23 protein-coding genes and 2 pseudogenes are annotated in these 25,807 nt (G+C 39.6%); 20 read left to right on the forward strand and 5 right to left on the reverse strand.

Going from position 1 to position 25,807, the window contains the following annotated elements; all coding sequences use genetic code 11:
• Positions 1-23 precede the first annotated feature (23 nt).
• The 9 genes from E0Y80_RS00905 to E0Y80_RS00945 all read left to right on the forward strand — a co-directional run bounded on the left by E0Y80_RS00905 (position 24) and on the right by E0Y80_RS00945 (position 7,340).
• A complete protein-coding gene (locus E0Y80_RS00905; protein WP_156305466.1) occupies positions 24-632 on the forward strand; it encodes a hypothetical protein in 609 nt (202 codons plus the stop codon).
• A 428-nt stretch (positions 633-1,060) separates the two neighbouring features.
• Positions 1,061-1,588, forward strand: coding sequence for a hypothetical protein (locus E0Y80_RS00910; protein WP_156305467.1), 528 nt, complete (start codon positions 1,061-1,063; stop codon positions 1,586-1,588).
• Positions 1,589-2,318: 730 nt separating this feature from the next.
• Positions 2,319-2,852, forward strand: coding sequence for a hypothetical protein (locus E0Y80_RS00915; protein WP_156305469.1), 534 nt, complete (start codon positions 2,319-2,321; stop codon positions 2,850-2,852).
• A 160-nt stretch (positions 2,853-3,012) separates the two neighbouring features.
• A complete protein-coding gene (locus E0Y80_RS00920) occupies positions 3,013-3,351 on the forward strand; it encodes a hypothetical protein (protein WP_156305470.1) in 339 nt (112 codons plus the stop codon).
• 115 nt (positions 3,352-3,466) lie between these two features.
• Entirely contained in the window at positions 3,467-4,042 is a 576-nt protein-coding gene (locus tag E0Y80_RS00925) for a hypothetical protein (RefSeq protein ID WP_156305472.1), read from the forward strand.
• A 115-nt stretch (positions 4,043-4,157) separates the two neighbouring features.
• A complete protein-coding gene (locus tag E0Y80_RS00930; protein WP_156305473.1) occupies positions 4,158-4,496 on the forward strand; it encodes a hypothetical protein in 339 nt (112 codons plus the stop codon).
• Between the two features lie 217 nt (positions 4,497-4,713).
• Positions 4,714-5,118, forward strand: a complete 405-nt coding sequence (locus tag E0Y80_RS00935; RefSeq protein WP_156305475.1) for a Bfi1 family immunity protein — start codon at positions 4,714-4,716, stop codon at positions 5,116-5,118.
• A 653-nt stretch (positions 5,119-5,771) separates the two neighbouring features.
• Positions 5,772-6,491 carry a ferritin-like domain-containing protein gene (locus E0Y80_RS00940; protein WP_156305477.1) on the forward strand — a complete coding sequence of 240 codons (720 nt, stop codon included), beginning with the start codon at positions 5,772-5,774 and terminating at the stop codon, positions 6,489-6,491.
• Between the two features lie 21 nt (positions 6,492-6,512).
• Entirely contained in the window at positions 6,513-7,340 is an 828-nt protein-coding gene (locus tag E0Y80_RS00945) for a ferritin-like domain-containing protein (RefSeq protein ID WP_156305478.1), read from the forward strand.
• Positions 7,341-7,920: 580 nt separating this feature from the next.
• Here the strand turns inward: E0Y80_RS00945 and E0Y80_RS00950 are convergent.
• The gene (locus tag E0Y80_RS00950) at positions 7,921-8,742 is read right to left on the reverse strand and encodes an anti-sigma factor (protein WP_156305479.1); all 822 of its coding nucleotides are present in this window, start codon (positions 8,740-8,742) and stop codon (positions 7,921-7,923) included.
• A 2-nt stretch (positions 8,743-8,744) separates the two neighbouring features.
• Positions 8,745-9,311 (reverse strand): RNA polymerase sigma factor, encoded by a 567-nt coding sequence (locus tag E0Y80_RS00955; RefSeq protein WP_156305480.1) that lies wholly within the window; start codon positions 9,309-9,311, stop codon positions 8,745-8,747.
• A 611-nt stretch (positions 9,312-9,922) separates the two neighbouring features.
• On the opposite strand from E0Y80_RS00955, the gene E0Y80_RS00960 reads away from it, so the two are divergent.
• From E0Y80_RS00960 to arsB, 5 genes are all read left to right on the forward strand, one after another.
• Complete coding sequence (locus E0Y80_RS00960) at positions 9,923-11,374, forward strand: sulfatase family protein (RefSeq protein ID WP_156305481.1); 1,452 nt, start codon at positions 9,923-9,925, stop codon at positions 11,372-11,374.
• 338 nt (positions 11,375-11,712) lie between these two features.
• A complete protein-coding gene (locus E0Y80_RS00965; RefSeq protein WP_156305482.1) occupies positions 11,713-12,042 on the forward strand; it encodes an ArsR/SmtB family transcription factor in 330 nt (109 codons plus the stop codon).
• An 87-nt stretch (positions 12,043-12,129) separates the two neighbouring features.
• A complete protein-coding gene (locus tag E0Y80_RS00970) occupies positions 12,130-12,594 on the forward strand; it encodes a DUF6428 family protein (protein ID WP_156305483.1) in 465 nt (154 codons plus the stop codon).
• Between the two features lie 19 nt (positions 12,595-12,613).
• The gene (locus E0Y80_RS00975) at positions 12,614-13,228 is read left to right on the forward strand and encodes an arsenate-mycothiol transferase ArsC (protein WP_156305484.1); all 615 of its coding nucleotides are present in this window, start codon (positions 12,614-12,616) and stop codon (positions 13,226-13,228) included.
• A gap of 3 nt (positions 13,229-13,231) precedes the next feature.
• Entirely contained in the window at positions 13,232-14,263 is a 1,032-nt protein-coding gene (gene arsB, locus E0Y80_RS00980) for an ACR3 family arsenite efflux transporter (RefSeq protein ID WP_156305485.1), read from the forward strand.
• Positions 14,264-14,361: 98 nt separating this feature from the next.
• Here the strand turns inward: arsB and E0Y80_RS20925 are convergent.
• A pseudogene (locus E0Y80_RS20925) lies at positions 14,362-14,622 on the reverse strand (hypothetical protein); the annotation flags it as partial.
• Positions 14,623-15,048: 426 nt separating this feature from the next.
• Between E0Y80_RS20925 and E0Y80_RS00990 the strand changes: the two are divergent.
• Positions 15,049-16,176, forward strand: a pseudogene (locus E0Y80_RS00990) (ATP-binding protein).
• A 352-nt stretch (positions 16,177-16,528) separates the two neighbouring features.
• On the opposite strand, the gene E0Y80_RS00995 reads toward E0Y80_RS00990, so the two are convergent.
• Positions 16,529-17,203, reverse strand: coding sequence for a DedA family protein (locus tag E0Y80_RS00995; RefSeq protein WP_156305486.1), 675 nt, complete (start codon positions 17,201-17,203; stop codon positions 16,529-16,531).
• Positions 17,204-17,368: 165 nt separating this feature from the next.
• On the reverse strand, positions 17,369-17,644 hold the full coding sequence (locus E0Y80_RS01000; RefSeq protein ID WP_231595877.1) for a TFIIB-type zinc ribbon-containing protein: 276 nt from the start codon (positions 17,642-17,644) through the stop codon (positions 17,369-17,371).
• A gap of 537 nt (positions 17,645-18,181) precedes the next feature.
• On the opposite strand from E0Y80_RS01000, the gene E0Y80_RS01005 reads away from it, so the two are divergent.
• The 5 genes from E0Y80_RS01005 to E0Y80_RS01025 all read left to right on the forward strand — a co-directional run bounded on the left by E0Y80_RS01005 (position 18,182) and on the right by E0Y80_RS01025 (position 25,807).
• The gene (locus tag E0Y80_RS01005; protein WP_156305489.1) at positions 18,182-18,394 is read left to right on the forward strand and encodes a hypothetical protein; all 213 of its coding nucleotides are present in this window, start codon (positions 18,182-18,184) and stop codon (positions 18,392-18,394) included.
• 213 nt (positions 18,395-18,607) lie between these two features.
• The gene (locus tag E0Y80_RS01010; protein WP_156305491.1) at positions 18,608-19,198 is read left to right on the forward strand and encodes an RNA polymerase sigma factor; all 591 of its coding nucleotides are present in this window, start codon (positions 18,608-18,610) and stop codon (positions 19,196-19,198) included.
• A gap of 109 nt (positions 19,199-19,307) precedes the next feature.
• On the forward strand, positions 19,308-20,474 hold the full coding sequence (locus tag E0Y80_RS01015; RefSeq protein WP_156305493.1) for a FecR family protein: 1,167 nt from the start codon (positions 19,308-19,310) through the stop codon (positions 20,472-20,474).
• A gap of 175 nt (positions 20,475-20,649) precedes the next feature.
• Entirely contained in the window at positions 20,650-23,958 is a 3,309-nt protein-coding gene (locus E0Y80_RS01020; protein WP_197091437.1) for a TonB-dependent receptor, read from the forward strand.
• 10 nt (positions 23,959-23,968) lie between these two features.
• A complete protein-coding gene (locus E0Y80_RS01025; protein WP_156305495.1) occupies positions 23,969-25,807 on the forward strand; it encodes a RagB/SusD family nutrient uptake outer membrane protein in 1,839 nt (612 codons plus the stop codon).

The following is a 25,807-nucleotide window of genomic DNA, read 5'->3' on the forward strand; positions in this document are numbered from 1 at the left end:
TATAATAAGAAAAATTAACAATTATGAAAAAGCACCTTTTTTTAATAATAATCTCCTTGATATTTCACTTAATGACCATGGCAACTCCTCCTCAAAAAGATAGAAAATTCTTATGGAAAAGTGATTTGGATAATTCAAAAGAGTTTTACGGGAGTCATATTGTTCTAAAAATTATTGAAAGTAAATATATTGGTGCAGGAATGATTATGTTGAAAGATGATAGGGATTTTTTTTCTGATTATTCAAGAGAAGATAAAATAAATATACTAAAAGAATATTTGAAATTTGAACCTGATACTAATATAAGTAATAAAACATACGCTTTTACACCTGATTGGGGTACAAGTAAATCTGATAATTTAACTATACAAGTTGAAGCATTATTTTCATTTTCTCGAATGTTTATGATCGGTTATCCGCCTATCAGACCGGTTTTATTGGACAAAGAAACTGGAAAAAAAATTGAATTGAATAAAAAAAACATTAAGCTTTTGTATAATATTTATAGAAAATGGCTTATTCGGCAAGAAAAAGAAGGGTTTAAGAATATAACATGGCCATTAGAAAAAACTCCATTTATTTGGGAAGGAGAAAATTCAAAACAAAAAATCATTTTAATAAAAGAATTTTAAAACACTAGCGATTGATGGAAATATTTGTGGTAAGTAAATATAAAAATTTTAGATACCGAAAAAGGATGTTATTCATGCAGAAAGCTTAATAATGTTAAATTTAAGATTATTAACGATGTAAAAATGAGGCTTGGTTGGGACTGGGATATTATAAATGAAAATCAAAAAAATAAAACCGTTTGATCAACATCAATCAATAAAAAGGTACGTGCGCAAAAATGTGGACGATACGACGAACCATTATTATTTTATTGGAAAATTGATCTGTAGTACACGAATACAAAATGTGATAGGCTAATCTCCTCTAAAAATGGCAAATGATTTTGAGTATGACCTATGGGGAAGATAGTTCGTCAATGTCATAAAGGAGAGGCTGCGAGACTTTATTTATAGTAACAAATGCTTTAAACGAATAAATATATAATAGGATGAAAGCAAGTGAATTTGTTGAAGCTCTAAAAGGAATAAATGTAAGAACTGACTTGTTGAAAAAACAAGGTGTTTCAGACCAAGCTATAGAGGATAGAAAAAGATCTTATCTTGCCGCTTATAAAGGAGGGGGGAGTGTTTCTCAATATCCGTTAGTAGAATTGGTAGAGAATTATGATTGTTCTAATCTTGAAATTGGCATGATTACTTTTGATGAACGAATTGAAGAGAAAGGAAGATTTATCTTCTTTGGTAGATTTGAAGTTGACGATCTAGCTGTAGATCTTATTACTGGCAGCGTGGTCATGCTAAAGTGTGGCCTGGATCATATTCTTTATGATTGTGCTCAGAATGATTCGAGTTTTTTGGAAGCAATTCTAAACACAGCTGTTTTTCTTGAAAAAAGATCCGTTGAAGAAGGTCTGTACGAGAATGAAGAGTTAAATATACAGAGGGTTGAAGGGTTTGGCAATATTGCTGGGGGCGAGAAGTATCATGATTTCTATAAAATGATGTTGGGGGTTTAATAATCACAGAATGATTTCTGTCTAAGTAAAAAAACAAGCTCAATCTGTTTTTTGCTACATTACAGCCAATCTTTCACAGGATTAGGCTGTTTTACTTTAGTGTCGCCTGCATCTTGTTCTAGGTGAGGAATATGGGGGAGGAGAAAAAGTTCGTTTAGATAATATTAGCACAAAAGATGATGAGATAAAACATACAGATGCAAAAACTTCCGAAATTGTCTTCTGCTGGAATCACTTGCAAAAAATTTTAAATATCGAATAGGAATTTAATTTACAAAATCAGAGAGAGGTGTATTTTCTAGAAAAACAAATACCATCAAATGGAATCCATTTAATTCACTCCTGATAGAAAATGGGAAGATTTTATCTCCAGCATCCATACTTGAGCATGAATCTGATCACGGAAAAGCAATAATGATGATTCAGATTCTTTTGAAAAACGTTTAATTACACCTGAACAAGAAATACCCTAACAAAGAAGAAAGAAGGGTGTCACAGGATCAGAACAAGATGCTGCAGTAGCAAACGGAGAAATAAGAAAGGGAGAAGTATTCGAAATTATTATTTAATTTCAAGTCATGGACGGATTCCTGTAGTTGCAGCATACCATAATATACCGAAATTTGATTTAAACAAAATCCTAAGAGATCAAACACAATTAGTCGACCTTCTAAGACGTCGAGTTATTATGGAAGGTATTCATTGAAAATGAAGAACTAAAAAAGGAATAGTGAAAAAAAAGAGATATTTTTATTTACTTATTATTCTTTTAATAACAAGTAAAGCTTTGAATTCGTGTAATCAATCTGTTGAAAGTGAAAAGTTTTCCATTAATAATACAATAGAAGTTTATAGATCTTTAATAGAAATTGATCCTGAAGCCACATTTGAAGAACCATTAAGACCTCTTTACGTCGTGGATTCTAGTAGTTTTATACAAATTCTAACTATACGAATAGCTAAGAGGTATTGGAATTTAATCCTTTCAGAAATAAAAAACCTAAAAGTCGATTCAGTTGAAAATTATAAAGACCGGCTATATAGATACAATAATTATTGTACTAATAATCAGTTCATAATGCTCTCTAATGGTAAACTTGTTTGTACCCTTTGTATTCGTCCTGATGGAGGAATAAAAATGAACGATAAAATTTATTTAAAAAGTCGAATTTTATCTAGTCTTTTGCTTAAAGACTATCATCATTTTGTAAAAAACAATGATGATAGAGATTATCTAAAAATACAGTATAAAATACTAAGGTAATTAAAGACATTGAATAACCTTTATGTTGTGTTAAGGGAATGATTGCTTCCGCAAACGGTATTTGAATTTGGGTGCACTTACCACATAGAATCTATGCCTGTGAGCCAGTTTCAAAATTTGTTAAATCAAATTAAAGTTAATCCTGTTAATTAGAAGTTTTATGGTTAGTTTTAAATTATATTGTTTAGACAATAGTGAACTTGCACAATATGAATCACGTAGTAAAGGCTATCGAGAAGATATTTATATATATGTAAACGGTGATTATTATAATGTGTGCGCCTATGATATTATTCGCTTAACACAAGATTTTGAGAGTGAGTTTGAACATTACGGATTCTTTTCCATAGAGCCAAATTTGATATTAGTGAAAGAGGTTACATTAAATGCTATCAAAGAAACAATTCGTCTGCTTTTAACCGACACTCGTTATTTCGAAAAAATTAAAACTGTGGATATATCCAAAATAAATTTAGAAGAACTAAAACAATTATTATAAAAGAATGAATAAGGACTATTCGGGATTTTTGTATTGAAGGTATTTCTAAAAATGTATTTCTAAGAAAATATTTATCAACTTTATTTCCTTATATCGTAAACAGTAATTTTATTACATGTATTTATCTATTATTTCAATTTGTCTTTTGGACTCTTCGAATGTTCTATGTATATGGGGTCAGGATGATCATAATGATTTTTTTATTGTTGATAATAGGAATCTAATTTATGGCTTTGATTCAATAGAAAACATTGATGAACTTTTGAAGAATTATGAGATTCCACTATTCCCTATTAACAGGGAGGTTTTATTTCGAGATAATGGGTTTTTTGCAAATGAAAGCGTGTCTTATTCACTTGAAGACGCCAAGCTAATTTTATTAAACAATACAACAATTGACGGTATTGACGCAGATGATGCAAGAATATTGATTGAATTATATAATCTAATGTTTGATTATTTCTATCAAACCAATAATGAGGAGTGTTTATTACTGCGTGAGGATTGGAATATGGGTGTTTTTTTTGATTATTGCTATTATAGATATTTTTGGAAACAAGGAGATGAATGGCAAAGGTTAAAAAAGAAACTTCCCTCATTTGATTATGCAAAGTTCTCTTTTATTTTTAATAGGTTAATGAATGTTTTTGAAGGCAGCATAATTAAGTACAGGATTAAAGGATCTGCATAATTCCAGGGGAAATATCTTATTTAAAATAGAATATTGTTGAAGGAACCTACATTAGTAATCTATGGTGAGATTTTCCTAATTCTATTTTTAATAGCTCAATTATTAAATTTAATCAATGAATAATAAGGCTTTATTTTCTTTATCTCTAATGTTTTTATCTTCTTGTGTTGTTCGAAATATAAACAGAGATCCGAATCATCAAATATATTCTACAGGCCATATGGGAATGCCCGGGGAATTTAAATTTGTTCTTAGTGGAGACAGTCTTTTCTATTATTCTCAAAGCGTGCCTGGAATTTACTCTGAAGGATATTATAAATGGATAAGTGATGATTCAATAGGTTTTGTTTGCAGGCAACATACCTCACCTTCCAAAGAAAAAGTTGGGGTATTCAATAGTATTAGCGGTAAAACTGCAGTATTAAAGGGTAAAGACCTTATTTCAATGGCTTGACTTGTTTTTTGGAAGTGGGTAAAATTGAGCTGTAGTATGCAAGTAAAGTCTAAGAGAAGGCGGTTGAATTCTTAAACAGGACGACTAATAGTGTTTTATCTTATTGATAATGACTGGATTAAAAGATTACATTAGGAAGTCTTATAGGACAAACGTAATTTGAGTTAAGTACAAGGGGGATTGTTTATTTAAAAGCAATTGAGCGATAAAATTATTTATGAGCGTATATAATTATTTGTTTTACAAATCTTATCAATTAGCCGTTAGGTCAAAAAACTTTGATGACATGCCTGTTTTAGGGGCAATTATTTTTGTAGTTGCATGTGTAATGTTTAATATCTTCACGATTTCATTAGTTTTGGAGGGCCTTGGTGTTATTGATATTTCTTTTAAGAAGGAATATAAATTTCCTTTCTCAATCGTATTGGTCCTTATCATTTTAATGTACTATCGTCATAAGGATCGGTATAAAAATATTATTAAGAAATATGAGAACAGAGAAAGAGAATTGGGTCAAGGTATTCACCCAGTTATTGTAATCATTTTTTATTTCATCATTAGCTTTGCAGTGATGCTGTTAGCAGGATTGTTTAATAATGGTGATTGGATATTTTCACAGTGATATGAGAAATATCATCCCTACCAGTTTCATAGGATAATTCGTCCTGAATTTTCATGATCCCAAAAAAGCTGGACATAAAGTTATCTCAAGAAATAATTTATCAAATACTGTAGGGTCCAAATTTATACTCACTTCAATTGGACTGAACTTAAAAGTTCTTCCTTTGGCCTTTCTTTCTTAAGAATTTTTATGAAAGAAAGGCTATTTGATTCTTACTCAGTATTTCTACATAATTCTTAAGGCAATCAATAGCAATATTACCATTCAAAGGTAAAATTCATTTTTTTGCTATTACAATATTCCATATTAATAAAATCTTTCCTATTCAGAGCAGATCGTCCATGTATTCAGGATATACATCCTCCATGATTAGTTTCAATTTAAGAACGTCAACATGAAGTTGCCTTCTCTGCCTTCTTTCAGCAGGGACAGTTTGAGAAAAAGAAAAATCTTTCCATTTCTTTTACAGAATATCTCTTCTTAAATAAGATGCCATCAACATCTTATGGAAGTTCCACAAGCTATGAAAAATCATTGGTCTGCAACGTGAATAATTAACAGTGTTTTATAAAAAGCAGAAAAAATAAATCCGAAACTTTCTGAACCTCGTATATAACCTTACGATACATTATAAACAAAAAAATAAATAGGTTATGAAAGAAACAACCACTAAACAACAAGGCTTTATTGAAGAGGATAATCGACAAGAAAGCGAGCGATTGGGCAGAAGGAATTTTCTGAAGATCGCCGGAGCCGGTGCTGTCGGGATAGCAGCATTTGGATTGATCGGATGCCAGAAAGACGATGGCGGACCGGATATGGGCGGTAATGGATTGTATTTCGGTAGCGGCGACATTGCTATATTAAACTATGCGTATGCCCTGGAGCAGTTGGAGGCCGCATTTTATATAGAGGTCATGAATAAGCCCTATAGCGGAATCAACGATTGGGAGAAGATGTTATTTCGTGACATCCGAGACCATGAAATTGCCCATCGTGAATTTTTCAAGACCGCATTAGGGAAAAGCGCTATTGGAAAATTGGAATTTAATTTTTCAGGCATCAATTTCTCAAATCGCGCGAGCGTTTTGGCCACGGCCAAAACCTTTGAAGATTTGGGCGTGTCGGCATATAACGGAGCGGGTTGGCTAATAAAGAACGAAGCTTATCTATTATTGGCAGGAAAAATTGTCTCCGTGGAGGCAAGACATGCAGCCTTAGTTCGCGATTTAATTGACAACGGTTCCTTCGCCAACAGCGAGGTAATCGATAGTCAGGGTCTGGACCTTGCCTATAGTCCGAGCAAAGTATTGGAGGCAGCAGGACCTTTTATCAAATCCAAGATAGACGTACGAGATTTACCAACCTATTAATCCACCTTAAAATTTATTAAAATGAATCTATTTAACATATTTGACCAGATTTCGCAAGTCGATCCGGAATTCGACGAGAGGGTAAACCCTCGTCGCCAGGCGATCCAAAATATGATGTCCTTTGGCAAAAAGGTGACCATTGCCGCCATGCCCTTTGTGCTCAGCGATCTTTTTAAACGGGCCTATGGCCAGACACCGACCGATGTGAACGGTGTTCTGAACTATGCGCTGACCCTTGAATACCTCGAGGCGGAGTATTATACGAAAGGCGCAGCGGCATCCAATCTAGTGCCAACAGGCAAACCTGCGGGAGCTATAACTACAATTCGCAACCATGAGGTAGCCCATGTGGCATTCTTAAAACAGGTTCTGGGAGACAAAGCGGTTCCCAAACCAACATTTGATTTTACAGCTGGAGGAGCTTTTTCCAATGTTTTCAGTAATTATGACACTTTTCTGGCGCTGGCCCAAGCCTTTGAGGACACCGGGGTTCGCGCTTACAAAGGCCAGGCAGGCTTATTGAAAGGGAATCAAGTAGTGTTAACAGCAGCATTGCAAATCCATTCGGTTGAGGCCAGGCATGCCTCCCATATCCGACAGATGCGCAAGGCCAGAGGAGGTGCCGCAGCCGATCAGAAACCGTGGATAACAGGAGCAAACGATTCAGGCATAGGCGCTGCTGTAGATCCAGTTTATGCAGGTGAGGATAACAAGGTTCAGGCGGAAGTGGATATTACGATGTTGCAGGGAATCGATGGGAAAATTTCCACCGCAGCTGCGACCCAATCATTTGATGAACCGCTAGCTGCCACGGCTGTCCTGGATATTGCAAAACTTTTCATAAAGTAGTAGGGTTGAATTGATGTAACCGTAGGCCCGTATCGAAAGATACGGGCTTTTTTTTATCCAAATTAATGGAACATGCTTAGCTCCGTAATAGAATACGCTATAATTCGATCTAAAATATCCAACATTCTATCTTTCCCTCTCTTTGGCATCCAAGGAACCGTAATTGAACCCAATGTCTAGAAAATTTCCTTTACAATACAAGCTGTCATTATGCGAATATACCCCGCTTCTTGATGAAGATCAAACTCAACTATATTTTTCAGATGGTAATAACCATATTGGATTTATAACGATTTCTGAAACCTTCTCCTCTTTAAATTTCCTATCAATAACTATTGGTTATCTTTTGATTTGAATACTTCCCAATAGGTAATGATGATTCTTCTGACCGTATCGTTTTTCTTTGAATATTTTATCCACCTAAAAATTCCCCAGAACCATAGAGATTCTGAAGAAATAAAGAAAAGAGGTTGTGAATTTTTCTATTGATTGAAACTTTTTACAGGCTACTAAATAAGCGGTAATGCTTAACTAAACTTTTTCTGTGAACTGATCAAGGTTGACCAGGTAATTCTGACGTCTAAATATTTCCCATTACATACATTTCAGAAAGAGTCGGTACTAAACTGCCGCCTTCATTTTCCAATGTTATTGCAAAAGCCTCTGCCTTGTCGATATGGTGCATTTTCACCAAAGAATCACCTGAGGAAAGGGGGAGTAATCCTGCATCGACAGGCTGTCCCTCGACAATCGCCCAAAGTTGATACTGTTTTCCCGTAGGCGCCAGGGGTAGGCTTGCGGCAGATAAAAATACATCGGCAGTTTTTGTGTCCCAGAACACAACCGCTTTGGCCTCAGGATACTTTTCAATTCCATGCAAGGTGATGGTCTTTACCGACAGGCGCTGTATGATTTGCCACCGTTCGTTTGCTTCTTTTAATTTCTCCTGGGAGTCCTGATTGGAAGAAATTACCTCCTGCATTTTTTTTAGATCTTTTTCACGATAGTTTAAAAGTAGAATGTTTGCGGTTAAACTTAGAACCAATAGGACAGATGCCGCAATGGTCAAAGGCAACCATCTTTTTGTTCCTGCATTCGGAAGCGTAACTCTCTTTTCTATCTCTTTACGTTCAAATTGAGCATTGCCGGTATCCGAGAGTGCGGTGCTCTCATCGGATAGGGTAGAGAGGCGATCCCATATCGTTGATTTAAGTTCCTCATGTGGAACAACCGCCTCGCTGCTGGCCAGTTCCTCCATCAGCAATTGAACATCAAGAATAGCCTGCTGGACTTCCGGTGAATTTTTACGCACGCATTCCAGGATGCTCACTTCCTCCTCGGTAGCAAGCCCCAAAACGTATGATTCAATAATCCCAGACGATATGTATTCTTTAATGTTCAAATCTATTGTTGTTCTTTCAAAATTTCACGTAAATGAATTAATGCTGACCTTACCCTGGTTTTTACCGTACCCAGCGGGATATCAAGTTGGTCAGCGATCTCCTGTTGCGAATAACCTTGGTAATAAGCCATTTCTATGAGTTTTTTCCACTCTGGTTTTAATTTGTCCAACACGCTGCCAAAACCAATATAATCGGACTTTTCAGCCTGGTCAGTACTAGCAAAAATATGACTTTCCTTATTATTTACGATATCTGGAAATGATTGGTTTTTTTGTTCGTTCTGAACACCCTTTGATTTAAGGTAGTCCAGGGAGGCATTGCGCGCAATGTTTATCATCCAGGTGTACAGCCTGCCCTTTCCTTGATTAAATAAGTCGACGTGCTTCCATATTTTGACAAATACATTCTGTATGACCTCGTCTGCATATTCCTTGTGTATTACGATGCGGATTATGATACTATATAACGCCCCTGCATAATTATCATATAGATAATTAAAGGCACGTCGATCCCTCTTTTTCAGTAAATCGATCAGTGTATCTTCAGATAGGTGCTGTATTGGACTCAAATAGTGTATTCCTTGCTCGAATATACTACAATTAAATCGAATGAAAAGTTCTTATTAAAAATAAAACAAAAATTAACAGCTGTTTCTCACCATACTCTCTTTTGATGATATTTCAAGCTCGTAATAAGGATGTTTTCTTTATTTATACTTTTGGTTTTCTAATCTCTCAAGAGCAACAACCTGATCATCGAGGATCCCGCTGGACAAGGTTCTTTACTTAAGTTTGGGGTGGTTAACTCGTGGTGACCAAACTTTGGCCTTTGTTGTTGCTTACAGGATAGGAATGCTGGGATCATTGACTAATTTTGATCCCATTGATCAAACCATCCAACATAGACTATTCAGGTAACTTCCTTTAATGAAGTTTTTGAATAATGAGTGGGCAGTTCATAATAGATTACAAAGGGTAACAGGTCTCAGGATATCTTTTCCATCGAGAGGTCTCCTGCCTGTATGTAAAGAAAGGCCAATGGCATTTTGATATACCGGCAATATAGTTAACAAAATATGAGGATAGAATTTTACTGCTTCTTTGATCCACTTGTGGAGTGTTGAAAAATCAGATAAAGTATTATCTTTAGATATATTAACTGGTAGAAAAAAGACTATTTATGAGTACTGTTAATCTTAAATTATTTTTGATCCTGTTTTTTCTTTTGAATAATTTATTTTCAAAAACATCACAAGCTCAACACAAAAATGTGCTAATTATTTACAGTGACGATCAGAGCTACAATACGATCAGAGCATTGGGCAATCATAGAATACACACTCCCAATCTTGACAGATTAGTTGAACAGGGGTTGAGTTTTACACAAGCTCACGTCATGGGAGGTCATCAAGGAGCAATATGTATGCCCAGCAGGGCTATGCTGCTCACAGGTCGATATTTGAATAGGCTTCCAGGTGATGGAAACGTGATACCAGATAGCATTGTAAGCCTGCCTGAAGTTTTACGTGGGAAAGGCTATACGACCTTCCATTGCGGAAAGTGGCACAGTGATAAGGCTTCCCATCATCGTTTTTTTAATGCAGGAGGCGACATCTTTTTCGGAGGAATGCATTTTGAGGGTGAGGGAGGACAGTTTCATCCCTATGTTTATGATTATAATGATAAGGGGGATTATCCAAAAAACGGAGGCTACAAAAGTGATACGTATAGCACAGAGCTGTATGCCAATGCTGCAATCAAATTCCTGGAGAGTGATACAGCAAAGCAGAAACCTTTTTTATGTTATGTCGCATTTACATCTCCGCATGATCCTCGAACGCCCCCTGCAGCAATTAGGAACAGACATCGACCTTCCGATATACCATTGCCTCCAAATTTTTTACCAGAGCATTCATTTGATAATGGCGATCTACGTGTGCGGGATGAACTATTACTTCCACATCCACGTACTGAAAGTGCGGTAAAGGAACAGATTGCGCTATATTATGACATGGTGAGTGAAATGGATGCGCAAGTTGGAAGAATCCTCGAGGCATTAGATAGATCTGGCCTGCGTAATAGTACAATGATCGTTTTTGCTAGCGACAATGGTCTGGCCGTAGGACAACATGGACTGTTGGGTAAACAAAGTTTATATGAGCATAGTATCCGTGTCCCGATGATTTTTATTGGGACTGGAATACCTGTAAATAAGCAATCTCAATCATTTGCTTACCTGAGCGATATTGCCCCGACCATATACGACTGGCTCGGGGTGGAAGCGCCCCCTACTGTTGAGGCTAAGAGCTTGATGCCGATTTTTAGAGATCCTAAAGCTAAAGTCCGAGATAATATTTACAACATCTATGGGCATTGGAGTAGAAGCTTGAAGACCTCCGATGGATATAAGCTTATCGCGTACAATGTCAAAGGTAATGAGTACCTCCAATTGTTCGATTTAAAGAAGGATCCTTGGGAAAGAGAAAATTTGGTAGATTTTCCAGATCAACAGGAACGTCTCCATCACATGTGGCAAATCCTAAAGAAAGAGATGAAAGATGCACACGATGATCTGGATATTGATAAACCGGATTGGGGTCGTAAATTAGGACAGAAAAGCTACGGTAGTTAATATATCTCCCCTGAACGATTTAATCATACTTATCTGGGATATTTACAGTTAATCAGGCTAAATGGACAGAAGATCTAAAAACGTTCTAAAATTATCGGATTATGGAGCATTTCATTGTGTACACTGTTTCCCATTGGTAGTGCTTTGCGGTATAAAATAAGATGACAAACACCATCCCGTAGGTTATTAAAACAAATTCTTCAGAAAGATTTTGTGTTATGATTCAATTTTTTTAGTTGATTTTAAAAGGTCTGATCATGGGCTTTCAAAAATAAAAAATGAGAATATTTTGTTTTTGAATTTAATATCGTAATATTGCGATATAAATTTACGTCAAAATGGGAGTTACAAAAACAGAATTATATAAGGACGAGCAAAATAAACTTGCATCGCGTCTTAAAGTTTTAGGCCATCCTGCCAGAATCGCAATTCTACAATATATAATCAATCAGAAAGCATGCATTTGTAATGATCTTGTTGAGGAATTGGGGTTAGCGCAGGCAACAATTTCCCAACATTTAAAAGAATTGAAAGCTATAGGAATTATTCAAGGTTCGATAGAAGGAAAATCGGTTTGTTATTGTATCGAAGAACAGATTTGGAAACAGTTTCAAACAGAATTTAATGCCTTTTTCAATCAGGATGTAAAAATAAAGCAATGCTGCTGACGCATTTTTTTATGCTTTAATATCGTTATATTGCTATATAACATTAATGATTTAAAAAATCTATTGTGTCCTTTAAAATTTAATATTATGAAATTATCAGAAATCAAAGAGATCTTACCAACATTACAGAATGTTGAATTCCAATTAGAGAACGGAACATTTGTACCGGAGCACTTTCATGTTACAGAAGTGGGGGTGGTTACGAAACGCTATATTGATTGTGGTGGAACGATACGAAATGAACAAGTTGTTAACTTTCAATTATGGGACGCCAACGACTTTGAACATAGATTGAAGCCAAGCAAACTCTTGAATATTATAAAACTATCAGAAGAAAAATTGGGCATTGAAGATGCTGAGATCGAGGTTGAATATCAAGGCGAAACGATTGGAAAGTTTGATTTGGATTTTAAAACAAACCATTTTGTACTGAAGAACAAACAAACCGCTTGCCTTGCTGAGGATGCCTGTGGTATTCCTGTCGGAAAACAAAGGGTAAAGTTGTCAGACCTGAACAATTCTTGTTGCACTCCTGATTCGGGATGTTGTTAAACTCTTAAACTTATTCTAAATGTACAAAGATCTATACGAGACCGTTGCCAAGGATCTCAATTATGAATGCATCAGCGCAGAACGCAAAATCATACTGAAACCATTGGTAGATTATATACAGCAAAAATCAGATAGCAGGCAGGAAATAAATATTAATTTTATTTGTACCCACAATTCACGACGAAGCCATTTAGCCCAGGTTTGGGCACAAGTTGCAAGTGCGTATTTCAATGTACCGAATGTACATTGTTACTCAGGCGGTACCGAAGAAACTGCATTATTTCCTAAAGTAGCAGAAACATTGACTGCTCAGGGTTTTGGCATCTTTAAAATTACCGACAATAATAATCCCGTATATGCCATAAAGTACAGCGTTAATGCGTTGCCCATAATCGGTTTTTCAAAAAAATATGATAGCCCATTCAACCCTGTGTCAGCATTTGCTGCAATTATGACCTGTTCGCAGGCAGACAGTGGTTGCCCTTTTATTGCGGGAGCAGAAAAGAGAATACCAATCACATTTGAAGATCCTAAAATATCAGATAATACACCGGAACAGTCAAAAGTTTATGCGCAAAGAAGTTTACAGATAGCAACCGAAATGTTTTATGTTTTTTCAAAAATCAACTATTAACAAATGCAGCCAAAACTAAAATTTCTTGACCGTTACCTCACCTTATGGATATTTCTTGCAATGGCTTTAGGCGTTGGTGTGGGGCATGTCTTCCCTAATATCTCAAACGTAACAGACACCATGTCTGTTGGTACTACAAATATCCCATTAGCAATTGGTTTGATATTGATGATGTATCCACCATTGGCTAAAGTCGATTATTCAATATTGCCGAAAGCATTTAAGGATATAAAAGTAATCGGGATCTCCTTGATCTTGAATTGGGTTATTGGTACAGTATTGATGTTTTGTTTAGCAGTTTTGTTTTTACGGGATGAGCCCGGTTATATGACAGGCCTGATACTAATTGGTTTGGCAAGGTGTATTGCAATGGTTATCGTATGGAGTGATTTGGCAAAAGCGGATAGAGAATATACAGCATTTTTGGTAGCCTTAAACAGCATATTTCAGATACTGTGCTACAGTTTTCTGGTCTGGCTGTTTATCAATGTACTTCCTTCTAAATTAGGCTTGGCCAATTTTAACGTAAGTGTTCCCATGAAGGATGTAACGGAAAGCGTTCTAATATTCTTAGGGATCCCTTTCATTGCAGGCTTTATAAGCCGATACGCATTGGTGAAATCAAAGGGTTTAGAATGGTATAACAGGACATTCATTCCCAAAATATCGCCCATTACCTTATATGCATTATTGTTTACAATTGTCTTGATGTTCAGTCTGAAGGGCGATAAAATAGTGGAGTTGCCAATGGACGTAATAAAAGTAGCCATACCGTTAATCATATATTTTGTTGTAATGTTTTTTGTGAGCTTTTTTATAAACAAATCCTTAAATATCTCGTACGGCAAAAATGCTTCAATTGCATTTACAGCTACAGGAAACAATTTTGAATTAGCAATTGCTGTAGCAATCGCTGTTTTTGGCATTCATTCGCCCCAGGCATTCGTGGGAGTAATAGGTCCACTTGTAGAAGTGCCAGTTCTGATATTATTAGTTAGGTCAAGTTTGTGGCTAAAAAGTAAGTACTACAGTTGAAAAAACCATCAGAGAACTGGGTTTTTAACTAGCTAGCTAAACCTCTTAAATATACTCAGAGAGCATGCGATAAACTTGCTCTTTGTTATTTTATTACTTTATGAAGTGCAGAAATCTGACCATAATATTCTTAAATTTAATATGAATCGTTTTTCTATAAGATAAAGTTCAACTCTTAAAGGGTTAGTTGAATAGCCACTTTTGCCTTCAATTTGATACCATGCCCTAGATATTATTCTTAAGAAAATCCCTCTAATCTTTTCGTCTGTTCTGATTGCAGATAGCGCAGGAAAATGCATTAATTTCTGTAAGTGTCGACTATCTCGCCTGGAAATCCGGGGCTTAGATTTCACTGAAGTACCAGATGTATTTTACCTATAATCCAATCCTGCATAACTCACTTAGTGCCGTTTAGTCATTATCAACTCAAATCCATTCGTTTTTGCGATAATTGTTAAAGTTATGAGATTTCCTGTTCCAGAATAGAAAAAACGATTGCGATCATTTCCGTAATATCCTAACTAGCTGGTATATTTGATTTTGGAATGAAGAATTTTCAGTGGAATTAGAATCTGCGGACCATTTACTTAATTCTAAGTTTCCCCACTTACTAGTCCAATTGCAATAAACTGTTTACTGCAATAAACAATATTTTAATTTTTTGCTTGTTGCAATAAACAAAAATACATATGGTTATTTTTTTGCAAAAAACAAATATGGAAGCCTTGATAGAACTGTTTCAAAAAAGATTAATGCGTACTAATTTCCGTTTCGTACGAAGCATAATGAAACAAATAAATTGGAATGCTAGATTGATTGGCATAAAAGGGGCTAGGGGAATTGGAAAAACAACATTGCTTTTACAATATATCAAGTTGCATTTGTCTGATCGATTAGATGAGGTACTTTATGTAAGTTTAGATTCAATCTGGTTCAACGCCAATTCATTAGTGGACTTGGTAAAAGATTTTGAAGAAAAAGGGGGTAAGTAAATCTTCCTGGACGAGGTTCATAAGTACAGTGGATGGGCACAGGAATTAAAAAATATATACGATGACTATCCTGAATTAAAAATTGTTTTTACGGGATCTTCCCTACTAGAAATCTTGAATGCACACGCTGACCTTAGCAGACGGGCTATCGTTTATACCATGCAGGGTTATTCGTTCAGAGAATATTTGGCAGTAGAATCAGGAATTCAGTTTGAACAGATATCACTTCCCGATCTGCTGGACCACCATACAGACAAAGCACGAGAAATTAATGAGCTAATCAAACCTTTCCAATACTTTGAAGGCTATATACAACAGGGGTATTATCCATACTATAAGGAAGAATCGGACCTCTATTTTATGCGGCTTGGGGAGGTTGTGAATATGATGCTGGAAATTGAGTTACCTTTGTTACGTCAGATAGAGGTAGCATATGTTGCAAAAATTAAACAATTGCTGGCAACTATTGCAAAAGCAGTACCATTCGTTCCTAATGTAAGTAAACTGAGCGAGAGAATAGGGATTAATAGAAGCACATTACTATCCTATGTACATTATTTGGATGAAATTGATCTAACACGTAATCTATTTAGAGCCGGAGAAGGAATCAGTCTTTTACAAAAACCATCTAAGATATATTTGGAAAACACAAATATTATTTATCTGTTGGCAAAGGAGAATGCTGAACGTGGTAATTTGCGAGAGACGTTCTTTGCCAATCAGTTAGGCTACGCTCATGATATCGCTTATGCTGAAGAAGGAGATTTTACAGTTGATAATCAATACATTTTTGAAATAGGAGGGAAAGATAAAACGGATAAACAAATTAAGGGAATAGAAAGGGCATTTATAGCCTCCGATGGTATAACCCATGGTTTTCAAAATAAAATACCATTATGGCTATTTGGGTTTCTTTATTAAGCTTACCAGAGATTTATTATTTCATGTAGTTTCCACATACCCCCGTCACAAAATTCAATATAAAACTACCTTCGGTGGCCATATGTCTTTAAAAAGGGAATTGAAGGCTCATGGCAAAAACCTTATGTAGTAACTGTTCCCGACTGAAAGTTCTCTAAAGAATTTATGCAGAGGAAGGGATAGCTCTAACATGTCGACCTCTTGAACAAGAAGGTCATCCAGGTTAAACTTACCGAAACTGGATTTAGGTCCCTGGACTCACTCTCCATGATCTACATCGATTGTGTTGTTTGGATGAATTTGATATCATACCTATTTTCTTCGCCAATAAGCAGTTAAAGGAACCGGGTAATTAGCTCTCCTGTTTTTTTACGATACGAATAGCGTTTTTCTCATCTTTATTGCCCGTCATGGCCTTTAGTATAACCGGAGCCGTGGCTAGCACAACGATTCCCAGGATCACTAATTCGAGGTTATTCTGTACCCACTTGTTTTCGCCCAGTACATATCCTAACACCATTAGACTCGCAACCCAGAAAAGGCCACCCGCAATATTGTAGAATGCGAACTTTTTAAGATCCATCCCGACAATCCCCGCCACAACGGGGGCGAATGTGCGTAAAACAGGAAGGAAACGAGCCAAGATGATTGCCCCACCTCCCTGTCTTTCATAAAACTGTTGAGCTTTGTGGATATATTTTTTCTTAAATAGCCAGCCATCTCTGACCTTTAATATCCTTTTGCCAAAGTAATATCCGCACAGATAACCCAAAAAATTACCTAGGACAGCCGCTATGGATATCAGTGATATCCAGTACAAGAGTGTCGGTATCTGAGCACTGGGGTCCAAGGTCATATTTGAAATGATTATTCCTGCAATAAAGAGAATAGGATCCCCGGGAAGAAAAAAGCCTATCAGAATACCTGTTTCTGCGAAAATAATAAACAATAACAGATAAAGTCCACCATGGGCAACGATCCAATCTGGATCACTTAGTTTATGCATTAAGTCTAAAAAAACATCCATTTATATACACTAAATTTCAAAATGACGAATGAAATCTGGAAAGAATTTGGAATAACATACAATAGGGGTCGAATATTACATGCCTAACCAATGTGGAATATAATTATTTTCGTTTTACCGGCTTAGGTGTTATTATAGAAAATGTTCTGGTCCTGTACCTGATTTTTAATCAAAGTCAAAAAAATCAGATAAAAAAGATTTTTTCTTATGGGATTTACCTTGGTACCGCGGGTCGTTGGAGTAAGCTTCCCGATGCTCATCTCTATGCCCTGCATGTCCGTTTTCAAAAGTATCTTGATTTGAACGGATATTACCCGGAATGGCATTTACTTGATTTTGCTGACTTACCTGTTCTAGTAATTTGTCAAGTTCGCCTTTATCGAGCCATACGCCCCTACAATTAGGGCAATAGTCAATTTCCACGTTTTGGCGCTCTGTCATTAGCAAAGTTTCATTACAGTTGGGACATTTCATAGAATTCATATTTTTGTAAGGAGGACAATATAATGAAACGGGAGCCAAAATATGTTTTCTGATTGTAGATTTAATGTTTTTTAACAGTACCTTCCATTGGGTATGATCTAGCGAAATAGGGATAAGCTTTAAGAAGTGGAAAATAAAATGATCCGAGTAGTTAACGATTTTTTAAAATGGGTTAAGATGGAATATTTTGATTGCAGTCTGAACACAACAGCTCCGGTGCCTTTCGGATGGTGTTTTTGGTTTGGCTCCTTTGCATTTTGTTCCTTTGTGTAATCGCCATTATAAACATAAGCCCGGGTACTCTAGAGCCCTCCAGTCGTTGAAATACTCAACAATGGACAATCTGTATCTGGTTGGTTCCTGAGGCCATTATTTACCCAGGTCAAAAAATGTTATTGGGAGGTTCAGGCAAATGCAGGTCGGAGGACTGATCATTAAGGGCATGAAGATGAAAAAAAATCAGATCTAGATGCGATCGGACATACCTGGGTTCCTTTGTTCCACTTTTTATCTGTCCTCAACCCTGCTCAAACAATCTTTTCCTTACAGAACGGTAATAATGGAATAACCGACGGTACATCCATTGCATCTGCCATTTCACTAGGCCTTTTGTCCCTGGCACTGTGGAAGAAGACTCCTGGTCTTTTATGGGGGTCGATAGCGATGTATGCCGCTCAGCTCATTTACCTGTTTTTCCTCCAGTATTAAATAACTTATAGCGTGTTTTTCCTCTAGCAACCTCCTTCTGACCAAAGCTGGTTTTTTACGGGATGGGAATTACGGGATTGCGGAACTTAGAGAATGATGGCTTTTAGGACTAATAGGATAGCTGCCAGTAACGAACTGTTTGTAAATCATACAACTTATTTAAAAATTCAGTACCATTGTACCGGCAATAGCTTCATTGTGACCTAAATTTTTATGAGTAAACAGCAACAAGTCGATAATCGGATGATTTTGGATCTTAAGAGCGGAGATACCTGTGCGCTCTCAAGGATCTATGATGTGTATGCTGAAAAAGTTTATTGCCTGGCCTTCAGGTTGTTGAAAGATACCGGGTGGAGCGAGGATCTTGTTCAGGAAGTCTTTGTAAAAATATGGAACAATCGGGAGCAGTTAAAAGAGGATGTGCCGATCTGGCCCTTTTTGTACACCCTTACCAAAAGGGAGTCTCTGAATAAGCTTAGAAGTATCAAAAGATCTCAGGAGGCCTTTGAACGCCTATTGCAATATGTTCAGGATTTTTCAGCATCGGCCGAGGAAAATCTGATCAATAAGGAACTGGCGGCTAAGATCAAGGATTGCTTCGCCGATCTTCCCCTGCAGCAGGAAAGGGCAATCATCATGAGCAAAGTCGAGGGCATGAGCTACAAAGAGATCTCCCAGGAATTGAATATTTCCCCCAATACAGTTAAGAATCACGTTGTGCAAGCCCTAAAGACACTGCGGAATTCCTCTTTGAGCAATGATGCACTGCACCTGTTGTTTATCATGTACCTGTTGGATAAATAATCTTTCATTTTTTTTAACTGCCCACTAGTCCTTTTATTTTTTTGCGGTGTACTGTTCTTAGATAACCGGAAGTAGAATCTTCCAAGACCTAGATTACAATAACCGAATTATGGACAACAAAAGATTACAAGATCTTTTTGATATATACCTATTGGGCTCCATGACCAGAGACGAGCTCGAAGAACTTTTGAACCTCCTGGAGGAATGCAAAGATTCTGATTTTGATTATTTGGTCGACCGGAAGGGTGAAATATCCCAGGATACGGAATCTATCGAGATGGACAAAGGGGCCATCCTGCATCAAATTCTTCTTCAAATTGAGGTAATCCAACAGGAAAGATCAATTTCGCCTTCCTGGGCCTATGGTAAATGGGCATCGCTCATCGCGGCGTGCTTATTGGTCGTACTGGGCATCACCTACTTCAATAGGGAATCCAAAGAACAGGGGCGACTGAGAGATTTCTCCTCCAATGACATTAGGCTTCCCGAAGGGGCCGGACCAAAAATCCAGCGGACCGATGGTAAGGAATTCCAAATCGCCCCTTCGAGCGATGGGGCTATCCTGGAGGAAGGCTTGAGCATTATCAAGGACCAAAAGGGAAACCTCCTGTATAAACTATCCAAGGCAACATCGGCCTTACGGGAATCCAGAACCTTCATATCACCCAAGGGCAGTTCCTCGCAGTTGGAGCTTGAGGACGGGACGCGAATCTGGCTAAATTCTGGAGCTTCGGTGACCTATCCTTCGGCCTTTGCCCCCGACCAGCGTGCTATCTCTATTACCGGGGAGGTGTTCCTGGATGTCAGTCCCAATAAAAACAGACCGTTCACGATCAGGACCGAACAAACTCAGATCAGGGTATTGGGGACTCAGTTTAACGTGCTGAGTGAAAAGGGCTCGGGTAGGGTCGTCGCTTCGCTCCTTGAGGGGAGCATAGAGGTCCAGGTTGGTAACCGGCGCAAAGTATTGAAACCGGGATTCAAATCGGTCTCCATGGGTGATGGTCAGGATATATCCGTCCTAAAGGCTGACATGAAGTCTATCCTTGCTTGGAAGGACGGCTATTTCCGATTTGACGACGACCCGATTGAAACGGTCATGGACAAAATTCGGGAGTGGTATGACATCGATCAGGTATCCTATCGCAGGAAATCCAATGATGAATTCTCTGGAATGATCAAAAGGACCAAGAGTCTAAGTGAACTGTTGAAACAAATGGAAAAGATATCCACTTACAAATTCGAGATCAAGGATGGGAGGGTCCTGGTTATGTAAACACATTCCTGCTTAAAAAACGAATCGGAAGTGCTGCGAACACTTCCGAAGGCGTTTAGTGCTTCTATTGACGAATTAATCGATTTAACGACTACACCAAACTTTACAAATGTATAAAACGATTGAAGAATTATGTCTATACAGACAGAGAATCTTGATTAAAATCTTAATTAGGATGAAAATAGTAATATTAATCCTCATGGTAGCCATGGTGCATGTGCATGGTTCCAGTTTTGGCCAGAAAGTTTCGCTCAATGTCAAGAATGAGACCTTGATGAACGTTCTTGATGAGGTTCAGAAACAATCTGGATACGATTTTTTGTACAACAGCAAAAGCATCGACCAGGGCAGGCGACTAACCCTTAAGATTGCCGATAAGGAGCTTAAAGAAGTTTTGGACCTGCTGTTGGAAGGACGGAACTTGGGCTATGAGATCGATCGCAATACCGTCCTGATCAGACCGATAGCTTCCGGACCCACGAATGCTGTACGAGCGGCCAGGTCCGACCGGCAACAGCGGATGATTTCCGGAACAGTGACCAACAGCGAGGGAAATCCACTGGAAGGGGTGACCGTGCAACTCAAGGGTACCTCAAATGCTACTGCAACAAATTCTCAAGGCAAATATAGCCTGGAGGTTGAGCGAAGCGACAGAACGCTGAGCTTTTCGCTGATTGGCTACAAATCCCAGGAGCATGAACTCCCTGAGGGCAATACCCTGAACATTGAACTGGCAGCGGATGTGAATGCCCTGGAAGAAGCTGTTGTTGTGGCCTACGGTACCCAGCGCAAGGCGAGTATTATCGGAGCGATTACCACCGTAAAGACCCAGGACCTAAAAGTTCCCGTATCCAAGATATCAAGCAGCCTGGCCGGTCAGATGGCCGGTATTGTTTCCGTACAGGGGACGGGAGAGCCCGGATCGGGTGCCTCTTTCTGGATTCGGGGGGTCGGAAGTTTTGGCGCAAACAATACGCCCCTTATTTTGGTCGATGGAATCGAAAGGCCCCTGGACCTGGTGGATCCCGAAGATGTCGAATCCTTTTCCATCCTAAAGGATGCAACCGCTACGGCCGTTTATGGAGTGCGGGGTGCCAATGGTATAGTCCTGATCACGACAAAACGAGGGCGTCAACTGGATAAGGCCATTATCAATGCGCGCGTTGAGAGAGGGGTTCTAAATCCCACGAGCCTACCCAAATTGGCAGATGCCTCGCAATGGATCGATTATTATAATGATATCAATTTTGAGGGTTCCAATCGATATGCCTATCCTCAGGAACTTAAAGACCTATACGTGAACAAAGTAGATCCGGACATCTATCCGAATGTCGACTGGATGAATGAAATATTCAAAGAGAATACGACCACGGACCGTTTGAATGTCAACGTGACCGGAGGGGGTGAGAAGATCAGGTATTATGTTTCGGGTTCTTATATTGTGGAAAACGGGATATTCAAACCCCAGAAGTCGCCGAATTATGACCCTTCGGTGAATTATGACAAGGTGAACTTCCGCTCCAATGTGGACATCAAACTTACACCCTCGACCGACCTGGGATTGAACCTGTCCAACCAATACGAGACTAAGAACAGGCTCGGCGTCGATATGGCCACGATGTACGAGATGGTCCTGCATACCACGCCGATTGCAATCCCTACCATCTACTCGGACGGCACCCATGCGCAGCCATTGGTCGGACAGAACCCCTACTATGCATTGAACAGCACGGGTTTTTCCGAGGACTTCTGGAACAATGCCCAATCGCTGGTGAATATCACCCAAGATTTCTCGAACCTGATAACACAGGGACTGAAGGCCAACGCTAAGTTCTCCTGGGATGCATTCAATGGTTCTACCTTGGACAAAAGAAAGAATCCCGCTACCTATTATGCTACGGGCAGGGATCAAGAGGGAAACCTGATTTTGCACAAAAATGCCGATGGATCGGACTACCTCTCCCTTGCCCGTTCCAACCGTGGGGAGCGTGCGATCAACTTTGAGAGTTCCCTGATGTACGACAACCTGTTTGCAGACAAGCACCGCGTGGGTGGTCTATTCCTGTTTAGTTTGCGCCAGAGGACCAATAACTTCCCCGGCGATTATATTGCGGCCTTCCCTTACCGTAACATGGGCATCGCCTCCAGGGTAACCTATAATTATGCCAATAAGTACTTCGTTGAGGGTAACTTTGGATACAACGGCTCAGAAAACTTTGCTCCAGGACACCGGTTCGGTTTTTTTCCTTCGCTGGCCGTAGGTTACATGATCTCGGAGGAAAAGTTCTTTCAAAGGGCCCTGCCTTCGGTTAATATGTTGAAGTTGCGCGGTTCCATGGGAGAGATCGGCAACGACCAAATCGGAGGAAACCGTAGGTTTGCCTATAATTCGGAGATGGCCTACAGTGGAGGTTATCATTTTGGCAGCAATGGTCAGCAATGGGTCAACGGAATTGCAACCGGTCATCCGGGCAACCCGAATGTCTCTTGGGAGAGTGCCATCAAGCAGAATATAGGTTTCGAGCTGGGCATATGGAACAAACTGAACATCATCGCGGACTATTTCTTCGAGAAAAGAGATGGTATTTATATCCTGCAGGAGAGCGTTCCTTCCATCGTGGGGGTGAACGTAAAACAGTACGTCAACCTGGGAAAGATGCAGAACCAAGGTGTTGATGCCTCCTTGGAATTCAACCACAATACCGAAAACGTAACGATGCGCGTCAGGGGTAACTTTACCTATAACCGTAACAAAAAACTATACGACGATCGGCCAACGCCGATATGGGCATACCAATCCGAGGTCGGCCAGCGGCTCTACCAACAGCGTGGCCTGGTGGCACTGGGCCTATTTCAGTCCGAGGCGGAAATCGCCAATAGCCCTGAGCAGAAGTTCTCCACAGTACGGCCAGGGGATATCAAGTATCAGGATATAAACGGTGATGGCCTAATTGATTCCTACGATTACATAGCCATCGGAGATACCCACATTCCCGAGATCAATTACGGTTTCGGCGCTAGCGTGGGCTACAAGGGCTTTGACATTTCGGCCTTTTTCCATGGTGTAGAAAATGTAACGCGAATTATTGGTGGCGGCCCGCTATATGGGCAGAGCGGTAACATTCTGGTCTACGGGCAAATCTATTCCGATGTGGCCGATAAGCGCTGGTCTGCCAGAAACCCGGATCCGAATGCGGAATACCCAAGGCTCTCTATGGTGGAAAACAGGAACAACACGCAGTCTTCTACCTTCTGGCAGCGCGATATGAGCTTCCTGCGCCTGAAAAACCTGGAGCTTGGCTATAACCTACCCAAAGAATGGGTCGATCCGATCAAGATGTCCTCCATTAGGCTGTACATCCAGGGTCAGAACGTCTTTACCTTCAGTAAGTTTAAGTTGTGGGATCCCGAGCTCAGCACGTCCTATGGTGGAATCTATCCCCAGATGCGTGTGTTTAATTTTGGTTTGAACTTGATTTTATAAGCAAAGCAACATGAAAAAAATAGTCTATATAGCGGTCGGCCTGTTATCATTGGGTATCCTGGGCTCCTGCGACAAGTACCTGGAAGTGGAACTCCAGAATCAGATGACCATAGAGGAAGTATTCAATAAACGCCAGACGACCGAGGCATATCTTGCTCAGGTTTATGGGTTCTTGCCCAATGAAGATGACATGGTGGGTGGAGAAGGGGGGATGGTCCCCTTGAGTGACGAGGCCCTGTTCTCCTGGTTGGCCTGGGTGCCCTGGATCAATATCAATACCGGCTCCTGGGGAACCACAACGGGTGACTACCAGGTCTGGACCCATAATTACAGAGGTATCAACCAAGCGACGATCTTCTTGAATAATGTGGACAAGAATGTGGAGATAAACCAAGGGACCAAGGATGTCATGAAAGCAGAGGCACGCTTTCTTAGGGCATACTACTATTTCTGCCTGCTGCGCCGCTATGGCCCTGTCTATATCTGGGGGGATCAGGATGCGGACATTACCATTAAGTCCGACGAGATCGACCGCCACACCCTTGCCCAGAACGTGGAATTCATCCTTTCGGAATACGAAAAGGCAATCGCCGTGCTTCCGGTCCGTATCACCGACCAGGCCTGGATGGGAAGGGCAACCAAGGGGGCCGCTATGGCCGCCAAAGGGGAGCTTCTCCTGTATATGGCCAGGCCTTTATTCAATGGGGCACCGATCCTGAAGCAAATGAAAAACCTATCGGGGGAGCACCTTTTCCCACAAGCCTCAGATGCAAACAGATGGGAGGCGGCAGCGCGGGCGGCAAAGGATATTATTGAATTGAATCAATATGCCCTGTACGAGGACAAGACCGAGTCGGACCCCTTCCGTAAAGCGATCAAATCCTATTCGGGCGTATTCTTTGAAGAATGGAACTCGGAGATTATCTGGGGCCGTTGGGTAGCTTCAGGGTTCGGATATAATGTCCGTGCGGCACCACCACGTGTCGTTAAAGAAGGTTACGGTGGTTTTTCCCCTTCGCTGAAACTGGTGGATACCTACCCCATGGCCAGCTCGGGTCGCTTCCCGATAACGGGATACCAATCCAGCGGAGCGCCGATTGTAGACAGCAGGTCGGGTTATACCGAATCCGGGTTTACCGAAAACTACATTCATCCATTGGATAATTTCGCTCCGATTAAAGCACACAATTCCATTGTCGGAAGGGATGCCCGCTTCTATGCCTCGATTTTGGCGAACGGGATGTACTGGATCAATACCTTCCACGGCCAGAAGCTCGTTACCTTCTTCACCGGAGGAACTTCATCCTATACCCAAACCGGTGACTGCGTGAAGACCGGCTATCTTTGGCGAAGGATGAGCGATCCATCTAACGATATCGAGGAGGGTAAATGGGGGCAATTCTCCTGGCCCTATTTCCGCCTGGCGGAAGTCTTCCTGAATTACGCGGAGGCATGTAATGAAAAGCCGAACAGGGAAGAGGCCGAGGTACTGAAGTACGTCAACCTGGTGCGTAAGCGTTCCGGACTGAACGGACTTGAGGAGGCCTATCCCGAAGTCAAGGGCAATAAGGACCTTATGCGTGAACTGCTGAGAAAAGAAAGGATGGTGGAGCTGGCATTCGAAAATCACCGCTACCACGATGTGAGAACCTGGATGATCGCCGAAAAAGAAATGAATGAACCTTTCTATACCCGGAATCTGGCCTCAACAACCTACGAAGGATCTTGGTCCAGAACGACCTCCATTTTTCCTGGAAAGCGCCTCTTCCAACCAAAGCACTATTTCTTTCCTATCCATCAGGATCAATTAAGCGAAATGAGCAACCTCACACAGAACTATGGCTGGTAA

Origin of the sequence: Sphingobacterium endophyticum, from assembly GCF_009733535.1 — a bacterium.
GTDB lineage: Bacteria > Bacteroidota > Bacteroidia > Sphingobacteriales > Sphingobacteriaceae > Sphingobacterium > Sphingobacterium endophyticum.

Bases quoted from the DNA above. Each gene is read 5' to 3' on its own strand.
- E0Y80_RS01025 (WP_156305495.1), top strand. From the start codon at position 23,969: ATGAAAAAAATAGTCTATATAGCGGTCGGCCTGTTATCATTGGGTATC.
- E0Y80_RS00925 (WP_156305472.1), top strand. From the start codon at position 3,467: ATGTATTTATCTATTATTTCAATTTGTCTTTTGGACTCTTCGAATGTT.
- E0Y80_RS00940 (WP_156305477.1), top strand. From the start codon at position 5,772: ATGAAAGAAACAACCACTAAACAACAAGGCTTTATTGAAGAGGATAAT.
- E0Y80_RS01020 (WP_197091437.1), top strand. From the start codon at position 20,650: ATGAAAATAGTAATATTAATCCTCATGGTAGCCATGGTGCATGTGCAT.
- E0Y80_RS00960 (WP_156305481.1), top strand. From the start codon at position 9,923: ATGAGTACTGTTAATCTTAAATTATTTTTGATCCTGTTTTTTCTTTTG.
- E0Y80_RS00975 (WP_156305484.1), top strand. From the start codon at position 12,614: ATGTACAAAGATCTATACGAGACCGTTGCCAAGGATCTCAATTATGAA.
- E0Y80_RS00995 (WP_156305486.1), bottom strand. From the start codon at position 17,203: ATGGATGTTTTTTTAGACTTAATGCATAAACTAAGTGATCCAGATTGG.
- E0Y80_RS00930 (WP_156305473.1), top strand. From the start codon at position 4,158: ATGAATAATAAGGCTTTATTTTCTTTATCTCTAATGTTTTTATCTTCT.
- E0Y80_RS00905 (WP_156305466.1), top strand. From the start codon at position 24: ATGAAAAAGCACCTTTTTTTAATAATAATCTCCTTGATATTTCACTTA.
- E0Y80_RS00945 (WP_156305478.1), top strand. From the start codon at position 6,513: ATGAATCTATTTAACATATTTGACCAGATTTCGCAAGTCGATCCGGAA.
- arsB (WP_156305485.1), top strand. From the start codon at position 13,232: ATGCAGCCAAAACTAAAATTTCTTGACCGTTACCTCACCTTATGGATA.
- E0Y80_RS00910 (WP_156305467.1), top strand. From the start codon at position 1,061: ATGAAAGCAAGTGAATTTGTTGAAGCTCTAAAAGGAATAAATGTAAGA.
- E0Y80_RS01000 (WP_231595877.1), bottom strand. From the start codon at position 17,644: ATGACAGAGCGCCAAAACGTGGAAATTGACTATTGCCCTAATTGTAGG.
- E0Y80_RS00935 (WP_156305475.1), top strand. From the start codon at position 4,714: ATGAGCGTATATAATTATTTGTTTTACAAATCTTATCAATTAGCCGTT.
- E0Y80_RS01010 (WP_156305491.1), top strand. From the start codon at position 18,608: ATGAGTAAACAGCAACAAGTCGATAATCGGATGATTTTGGATCTTAAG.
- E0Y80_RS00920 (WP_156305470.1), top strand. From the start codon at position 3,013: ATGGTTAGTTTTAAATTATATTGTTTAGACAATAGTGAACTTGCACAA.
- E0Y80_RS01015 (WP_156305493.1), top strand. From the start codon at position 19,308: ATGGACAACAAAAGATTACAAGATCTTTTTGATATATACCTATTGGGC.
- E0Y80_RS00965 (WP_156305482.1), top strand. From the start codon at position 11,713: ATGGGAGTTACAAAAACAGAATTATATAAGGACGAGCAAAATAAACTT.
- E0Y80_RS00970 (WP_156305483.1), top strand. From the start codon at position 12,130: ATGAAATTATCAGAAATCAAAGAGATCTTACCAACATTACAGAATGTT.